Origin of the sequence: Brachybacterium sp. HMSC06H03 (assembly GCF_001807385.1) — a bacterium.
GTDB lineage: Bacteria > Actinomycetota > Actinomycetes > Actinomycetales > Dermabacteraceae > Brachybacterium > Brachybacterium conglomeratum.
The window spans coordinates 1-6,138 of record NZ_KV788941.1; the positions used below are offsets into that span (position 1 = coordinate 1).

Here is a 6,138-nt window from a genome sequence, read left to right on the forward strand (position 1 = left end):
ACCGACGGGGCGGCGCGGCCGACGGGCGGCCCCGGGGAGCGCTCGCCCGTCGACCCGCCCGTCGGCCGATGCTCACTCCGCCGGTTGCATCCCTTCCAGCACCGTGAGGAGCTCCTGCGCCGTTGCCTGCGCGTCCTTCGACCCGAAGTAGAACTCCTGGCTGATCCGGGTGAACTCCTCGCCGAAGCCGACGGCGTCCGCAGGGGTGACCCGCGGCGCGGGGGAGACCTCCGCCTGCAGGTCGCGGGCGAAGTCCAGGCAGATCCGCTCGATCTCGTCGAGTTCGTCCTCGATCGCGCTCTGCACTTCGGGGAAGGCCGTCACGCCCCGCTCCAGCCGCAGCGCCTTCGCGGCCTCCGGATCGGTGAGCAGGAAGTCCATCAGGATCCCGGCGCTCTCGGGGGCGGCGGAGGTCGCCGCGATCGACCAGTACATCGAGGCCTTGTTCACCATCTGGTGGTCGCCGCTGGTCCGGGCCGGCAGCCGCAGCAGCGTCATCGCCGCCCCGGAGGCGCTCGCGAAGGTCTGCACCTGGGTGTGGAACTGGAGGTGGAAGACGGACTTCCCGGTGCCGAACAGGCCCTGCTCGACCCCGGCGCCCACGTCCTCGATCTGCGCGTCGACGCCGGGCGTGGCGCCCTCGTCGATCAGCGACTTCGCGTACTCGAGGAAGGAGGTGATGGTCTCCGCGTCCACCGCGGTCTCGTCCTCGCGGGGGAAGAGCTGCTGCCCGGACTGGCGGGCCCAGGCGCCGAGCTCGGCCGCGCCCTGGCCGAAGAAGTCCAGCCCGATCACGCCCTGGTCGGCGCCCCACTCGCTGATCGCCGCGGCGGTCTCGCGCAGCTCCTCCCAGGTCCAGGTGGTGTCGTCGGGCAGCTCCTGGCCGGAGGCCTCGAGCAGGTCGAGGTTCACACCGACCGAGAAGATCCCGATGCCGAGCGGCGCGCCGACCAGGGTGCCGTCGGCGAGACGACCGGTGTCCAGCACCTTCGCGTCCATCGCCGAGAGGTCCAGCGACTCGCCGAGGCTCTCGAGGTCCAGCAGGGACCCCCGGGCCCCGTACGAGTCGATGTACGCCTCGTCCATCTGCAGCAGGTCCGGCATGTCGCCGCCCGCGGTCTGGGTGGCGAGCTTGTCCCAGTAGCCGGTCCACTCGCTGTACTCGGGCTCGACCGTGATCTCCGCGTTCTGTGCGCCGAACAGGTCCAGCGCCTCCTCCGTCATGGTCTGGCGCAGGTCGCCGCCCCACCAGTAGATGCGCACCGTGCCCGAGTCCTCGCCCCCGCCGCCCCCGCCGGTTGAGGCGTTCGGGCCGCAGGAGGCGAGGACGGGGATCGCGCCGGCGGCGGCGAGGAGGGCGAGGGTCTGGCGTCGGGTGAACATGGGGCCTCCGAGGATGAGCGTCATTGCCGGGTCGTGAGGGTGAAGCGTGCCAACCGGGGCGGGAAAACGCTAACCCAAGTCGGACGCCGAGGCCAGAGGAAGTCCGCGTCGCGAGGAGGGTGACCCCGATGGCGTGACGTGGGCGCACTCCAGGATGCGGCCATGAGCGACTCGATCCGCCAAGACCTCTGCCCGCTCCCCGACCGGCTGACCGATGCCCGCTTCGACCTGATGCTCGACGCGGCGCTGTTCGGCCCGTCCGCGCGCTCGAAGGTGGAGCCCGACGGGATGCTGTGGCAGAACAGCGGCGGCTGGCTACAGGTGGTCCTGCTGGCCGGCGACCGCGCAGCGGGAGTCCTGGCCCTCCTCGGAGGGGGCCTGGCCCATCTCCGGTCCCGCAGGAGACTCTGACCTCTGCCGCTCACGCCCCGAGCAGCCGGTCCACGTACTCGTTGCGGAACACGCGCTGGGGATCTAGCCGATCCCGCAGCGCCCGGAAGCGCTCCAGGTCCGGGTACTGCGCCTGCACCACCTCCGGGTCCAGCGTGAACACCTTCCCCCAGTGCGGCCGAGGCGCGAACGGGGCGAGGCGCTCCTCGATCTCGGGCAGCAGCGCCGCGACCTCGGCTGACCGCTGCTTCCAGGTGAAGTGCACGCAGGCGCTGTCGCGGTGCTGGGCGGGGGAGAGCCACAGCTCGTCGGCCGCGACGGTCCTCACCTCGGAGGCGTGCAGCAGTGGCCGGATCCGCTGCCCGAGCGGCATCACCGCCGCGAGCGCCTCGCCGATCCGCTCGCGCGGCACGAAGTACTCCGACTGGATCTCCTCGCCGCTGGACGGGGTGAACTCGAGCCGGAAGTGGGGCAGACGCTCGTGCGCCGGACCCGGCTCCCCGGTCTGGTCGGTGCAGAAGTCGGCGGGCATCCCCGGCAGCGGGTGCACGGGCCCGCCCGCCCGTCGGCCGCCGAGCCAGTGCTCGGGAAGCGCGGTGTCCTCGTCAGTGTCCTCACTCAGGCGCTGCTTCACCCAGGCCTGGGCGATGTGCCCGTCACAGTGGTGGAACAGGCTCACGCTCGCGCCCGCCCCGAGCATCTCCGCGAGGCTGCCCTCGTCCATCCGCTCGGCGGGGAAGTCGAGGTGGACCGTCTGCCGCATCGGCGCGGCCGGCACCAGGTCGAGGGTCAGGTGCGTGAGGATCCCGAGCGTGCCGAGGGAGAGGACCGCCCCGTCGAACACGTCCGGGTCGGCCTCGCGCGAGAGCGTCAGCAGATCCCCGCCCGCCGTGACCAGCTCGATCTCCCGCACCGAGGAGGCCAGGGAGCGCGAGCGGTCCCCGGAGCCATGGGTGCCGGTGGCGCTCGCCCCGCCCACCGAGATGTGCGGCAGCGAGCCCATGTTCGGCAGTGCCAGCCCGGTCGCATGGGCGGCGACAGCGAGCTCGCCGTAGCGCACCCCGGCGCCGACGCGGACGGTGCTCGCCTCGGTGTCGATCTCGATCTCCGGCGGCATCGCCGTGAGCGTCACCAGCGGCCCGTCCGACGCGGCCACCTCGGAGAAGGAGTGCCGGGTGCCGAGCGCCCGCAGCCTCGTGCTGCCGGCGACGAGCTCCTGCAGCGCGGCGACAGAGGTCGGCGCGTGCAGCGGACCCGGTCCGTAGTCCACGGTGCCCGACCAGCTGAGCCCGGGGGCGTGGAGGACGGGGTCGGGGGTGCTCGAGGTGGGCATCATCGCTCCGAGGTGTCGAGGGACGTGGTCACGGGGTGCCGGGCGCCGCACCGGCCAGGCCGTGCGCGGCGCGGCTGGCGCGCGCGTCGGGCCGGCATGGCAGGAAATGTACCGACAGGACCCATGTGGGGCTCCGCATGATTCCTGGCGGCAGCAAAAGCTGTCGACCACGGGCCGATGGGGCCCGCCGGTCGGGCCCTGCCGCACGGACGGGGCCGGGCCCGCACGGCAGAGGGGGCCGTCACCCGGGCCCGCGCGGCCGACGGAACGGGCCGCCCGTCCCGTCGGCTGCTCCGCCCGTCCCGTCGGCCGGGCCTCTCAGAACCCCTGGGCGAGGCGGTGGAAGACCTGGTTGGTGCGCAGCTCCTGGGCGAAGGAGCGAACGGTCGTGGACTCGTCGATGATCGCGAGCTCGATGTCCGCGATCGTGGCGAGGTCCTCCCACACCTCCAGGCCCACCGCCGTGGTCATCACGGTGTGGTGGGCGGCGCCGGCGGTCAGCCAGCACTCGGCGGAGGTGGCGAAGTCCGGCTGCGGCTCCCACACGGCGCAGGCGACCGGCAGCTTCGGCAGCTCCTCGTCGGGCTCGACCACCTCGACGACGTTCGCGACCAGGCGGAACCGCTCGCGCATGTCGGACAGCGCCACGACCACCGCGGGGCCCGCGTCGGCCATGAACTTCAGGCGCACCGGGTCCTCGCGGTCCCCGATCCCCAGCGGGTGGATCTCGAGCGAGGGCTTGCCGGTGGTGAGGGTGGGGGAGACCTCGAGCATGTGCGCGCCGAGGATCTTCTCGCTGCCCGGCGTCATCTCGTAGGTGTAGTCCTCCATCAGGGAGGCGCCGCCGGGCAGGCCGTAGCCCATCACCGCGGCCACCCGCACCAGGATCGCGGTCTTCCAGTCGCCCTCGGCGCCGAAGCCGTAGCCGTCGGCCATGAGGCGCTGGACGGCCAGGCCCGGCAGCTGGCGCAGCCCGCCGAGGTCCTCGAAGTTCGTGGTGAACGCGCCGAAGCCGCCGTCCTCGAGGAAGCGGCGCAGGCCCAGCTCCTGCCGGGCGCCGTAGCGCAGCGACTCGTGGCGCTCGCCGCCGCGGCGCAGCTCGGGCACCACGTCGTAGAGCTCCTCGTATTCGGCGACGAGCTCGTCGACATCTCGGTCGTCCACCGCATCTACCACTGCGACGAGGTCGTTGACGCCCCAGGTGTTCACGGAGACGCCGAGCCGCAGCTCGGCCTCGGTCTTATCGCCCTCTGTGACGGCGACGCCGCGCATGTTGTCGCCGAAGCGGGCGAGCTTGAGGGAGTGCATCTCCGCCCAGCCGGTCGCGGCGCGGGCCCAGCGGCCGATCTTGGCCTGCACCGTCTCGTCCGAGGCATGGCCGACCACGGTCTTGCGGTCCACGCCGAGCCGCGTGGCGATGTACCCGAATTCGCGGTCGCCGTGCGCGGCCTGGTTGAGGTTCATGAAGTCCATGTCGATCGTGGACCAGGGCAGCTCCACGTTCGCCTGCGTGTGCAGGTGCAGCAGCGGGGTGGCCAGCGCGTCGAGGCCCTGGATCCACATCTTCGCGGGGGAGAAGGTGTGCATCCAGGTGATGACGCCGACGCAGGCCGGGTCCGCGTTCGCGGCCAGCGCCACCTCGCGGATCGCGTCGCGATCGGTGAGCACGGGCTTCCACACGATCCGCACCGGGATGCCGGAGGCGGCGTCGAGGGTCTCGGCGATGGTGCGGGACTGCGCGGCGACCTGCTCGAGCGTCTCGGGGCCGTACAGCCCCTGGCTGCCGGTGAGGAACCAGATCTCGCGGGTCTCGAAGGGATTGTGCATGGTGTGTCCTCGTCTCTGAGTGGGATCGGTGCGGGCGACGGGCGGCAGGTGGGTGGGAGCAGGTGGCGCAGGCGTCGGGGCGTACGCCGGGTGGGCCGGTGTCAGCGCTGGCCGTAGACGTTCTGGTAGCGGTCGAAGAGGGAGTCGACGAGGGACTGCTCGATGGGCAGCGGCTCGCCGAGCTGGCGGGAGACGTGCACGGTGCGTGCCACCTCCTCGCACATCACGGCGGCCTTCACCGCGGCGCGGGCGTCCCTGCCGATGGTGAAGGGGCCGTGGTTCTGCATGAGCACGGCGGGGGAGCGGGACTCTCGCAGCGTCTCGACGATGCCGCGGCCGATCGAGTCGTCGCCGATCACGGCGAAGGGGCCCACGGGGATGGGGCCGCCGAACTCGTCGGCCATCATCGTCAGCACGCAGGGGATCTCCTCCCCGCGCGCCGCCCACGCGGTCGCGTAGGTGGAGTGGGTGTGCACCACCCCGCCCACGTGGTCCATGTGCTCGTAGACGTAGGCGTGGGCGGCCGTGTCCGAGGAGGGGGAGAGCGCATCGGGGGTGCCGTCGACGATCTTCGCGCCGTCGAGGGTGCACACCACCATCGTCTCGGGGGTCAGGTCGTCGTAGGAGACGCCGGAGGGCTTGATGACGAACAGGCCGGGGACGCCCTCCGGCAGATCCGGGACGCGCTCGGAGACGTTCCCGGCGGTCCACACCACCAGCTGGTTGCGGGGCAGCTCGGCGTGCAGGGCGGCGACGCGCTCGCGCGTCGCGGCGACGGCGCGCTGGGCGGCGTCGGGCAGGTCGGTCAGGACCAGGGTCATGGGACTTCCTTCCGGTGCGGGGTCTGCGGTGCTGTCAACGTTCACAGATGGAGCGAAGGGGCATGCCGCACGATCGGCGGCCAAGGTCGGAGTGGATCGACAGGCACGCTGTCAGGGGGTGAAGCGGTCGTCACGGTCGCGCGAAGGGGCAGCCGACGGAGCGCTTCCGCGCGGCGCCGGTCGTGGGATCAGCGGAGCAGGTCCCCGGCCCGGCGGGCGAGCGGGAGTCCGTCGCGGTAGGCGTCCAGCCAGGTCGTGTGGCCCTCGCGGCCGGCGGCCTCGGGGGAGCGGGTGGTGATGTCCTGGCCGGCGAAGACGACCTCGTCGAGATAGGCGCTGAGGGACTGCGCGCCACCCGCGGCGGTGGCACCCGATCCGTCAGCC

5 protein-coding genes and 1 pseudogene are annotated in these 6,138 nt (G+C 72.4%); 1 reads left to right on the forward strand and 5 read right to left on the reverse strand.

Features of this window, described 5'->3' with window-relative positions; translation table 11 throughout:
* Window positions 1-72 precede the first annotated feature (72 nt).
* The gene (locus tag HMPREF3159_RS14650) at window positions 73-1,383 is read right to left on the reverse strand and encodes an ABC transporter substrate-binding protein (RefSeq protein WP_246821649.1); all 1,311 of its coding nucleotides are present in this window, start codon (window positions 1,381-1,383) and stop codon (window positions 73-75) included.
* A 162-nt stretch (window positions 1,384-1,545) separates the two neighbouring features.
* On the opposite strand from HMPREF3159_RS14650, the gene HMPREF3159_RS14655 reads away from it, so the two are divergent.
* Window positions 1,546-1,794 carry a hypothetical protein gene (locus HMPREF3159_RS14655; protein ID WP_070501860.1) on the forward strand — a complete coding sequence of 83 codons (249 nt, stop codon included), beginning with the start codon at window positions 1,546-1,548 and terminating at the stop codon, window positions 1,792-1,794.
* Between the two features lie 10 nt (window positions 1,795-1,804).
* On the opposite strand, the gene HMPREF3159_RS14660 is transcribed toward HMPREF3159_RS14655, so the two are convergent.
* The 4 genes and pseudogenes from HMPREF3159_RS14660 to HMPREF3159_RS14675 form a co-directional block, all read right to left on the reverse strand.
* Complete coding sequence (locus HMPREF3159_RS14660; RefSeq protein WP_070501862.1) at window positions 1,805-3,106, reverse strand: D-arabinono-1,4-lactone oxidase; 1,302 nt, start codon at window positions 3,104-3,106, stop codon at window positions 1,805-1,807.
* 318 nt (window positions 3,107-3,424) lie between these two features.
* Window positions 3,425-4,933: an L-arabinose isomerase gene (gene araA / locus HMPREF3159_RS14665; protein ID WP_070501864.1), complete on the reverse strand. Its 1,509-nt coding sequence runs from the start codon at window positions 4,931-4,933 to the stop codon at window positions 3,425-3,427.
* Window positions 4,934-5,034: 101 nt separating this feature from the next.
* Window positions 5,035-5,754, reverse strand: coding sequence for an L-ribulose-5-phosphate 4-epimerase (locus HMPREF3159_RS14670; protein ID WP_070501866.1), 720 nt, complete (start codon window positions 5,752-5,754; stop codon window positions 5,035-5,037).
* A 188-nt stretch (window positions 5,755-5,942) separates the two neighbouring features.
* A pseudogene (locus HMPREF3159_RS14675) lies at window positions 5,943-6,138 on the reverse strand (ATPase); the annotation flags it as partial.

Coding starts and splice junctions, on each gene's coding strand:
- HMPREF3159_RS14660 (WP_070501862.1), bottom strand. CDS start 3,106: ATGCCCACCTCGAGCACCCCCGACCCCGTCCTCCACGCCCCCGGGCTC.
- HMPREF3159_RS14655 (WP_070501860.1), top strand. CDS start 1,546: ATGAGCGACTCGATCCGCCAAGACCTCTGCCCGCTCCCCGACCGGCTG.
- araA (WP_070501864.1), bottom strand. CDS start 4,933: ATGCACAATCCCTTCGAGACCCGCGAGATCTGGTTCCTCACCGGCAGC.
- HMPREF3159_RS14670 (WP_070501866.1), bottom strand. CDS start 5,754: ATGACCCTGGTCCTGACCGACCTGCCCGACGCCGCCCAGCGCGCCGTC.
- HMPREF3159_RS14650 (WP_246821649.1), bottom strand. CDS start 1,383: ATGTTCACCCGACGCCAGACCCTCGCCCTCCTCGCCGCCGCCGGCGCG.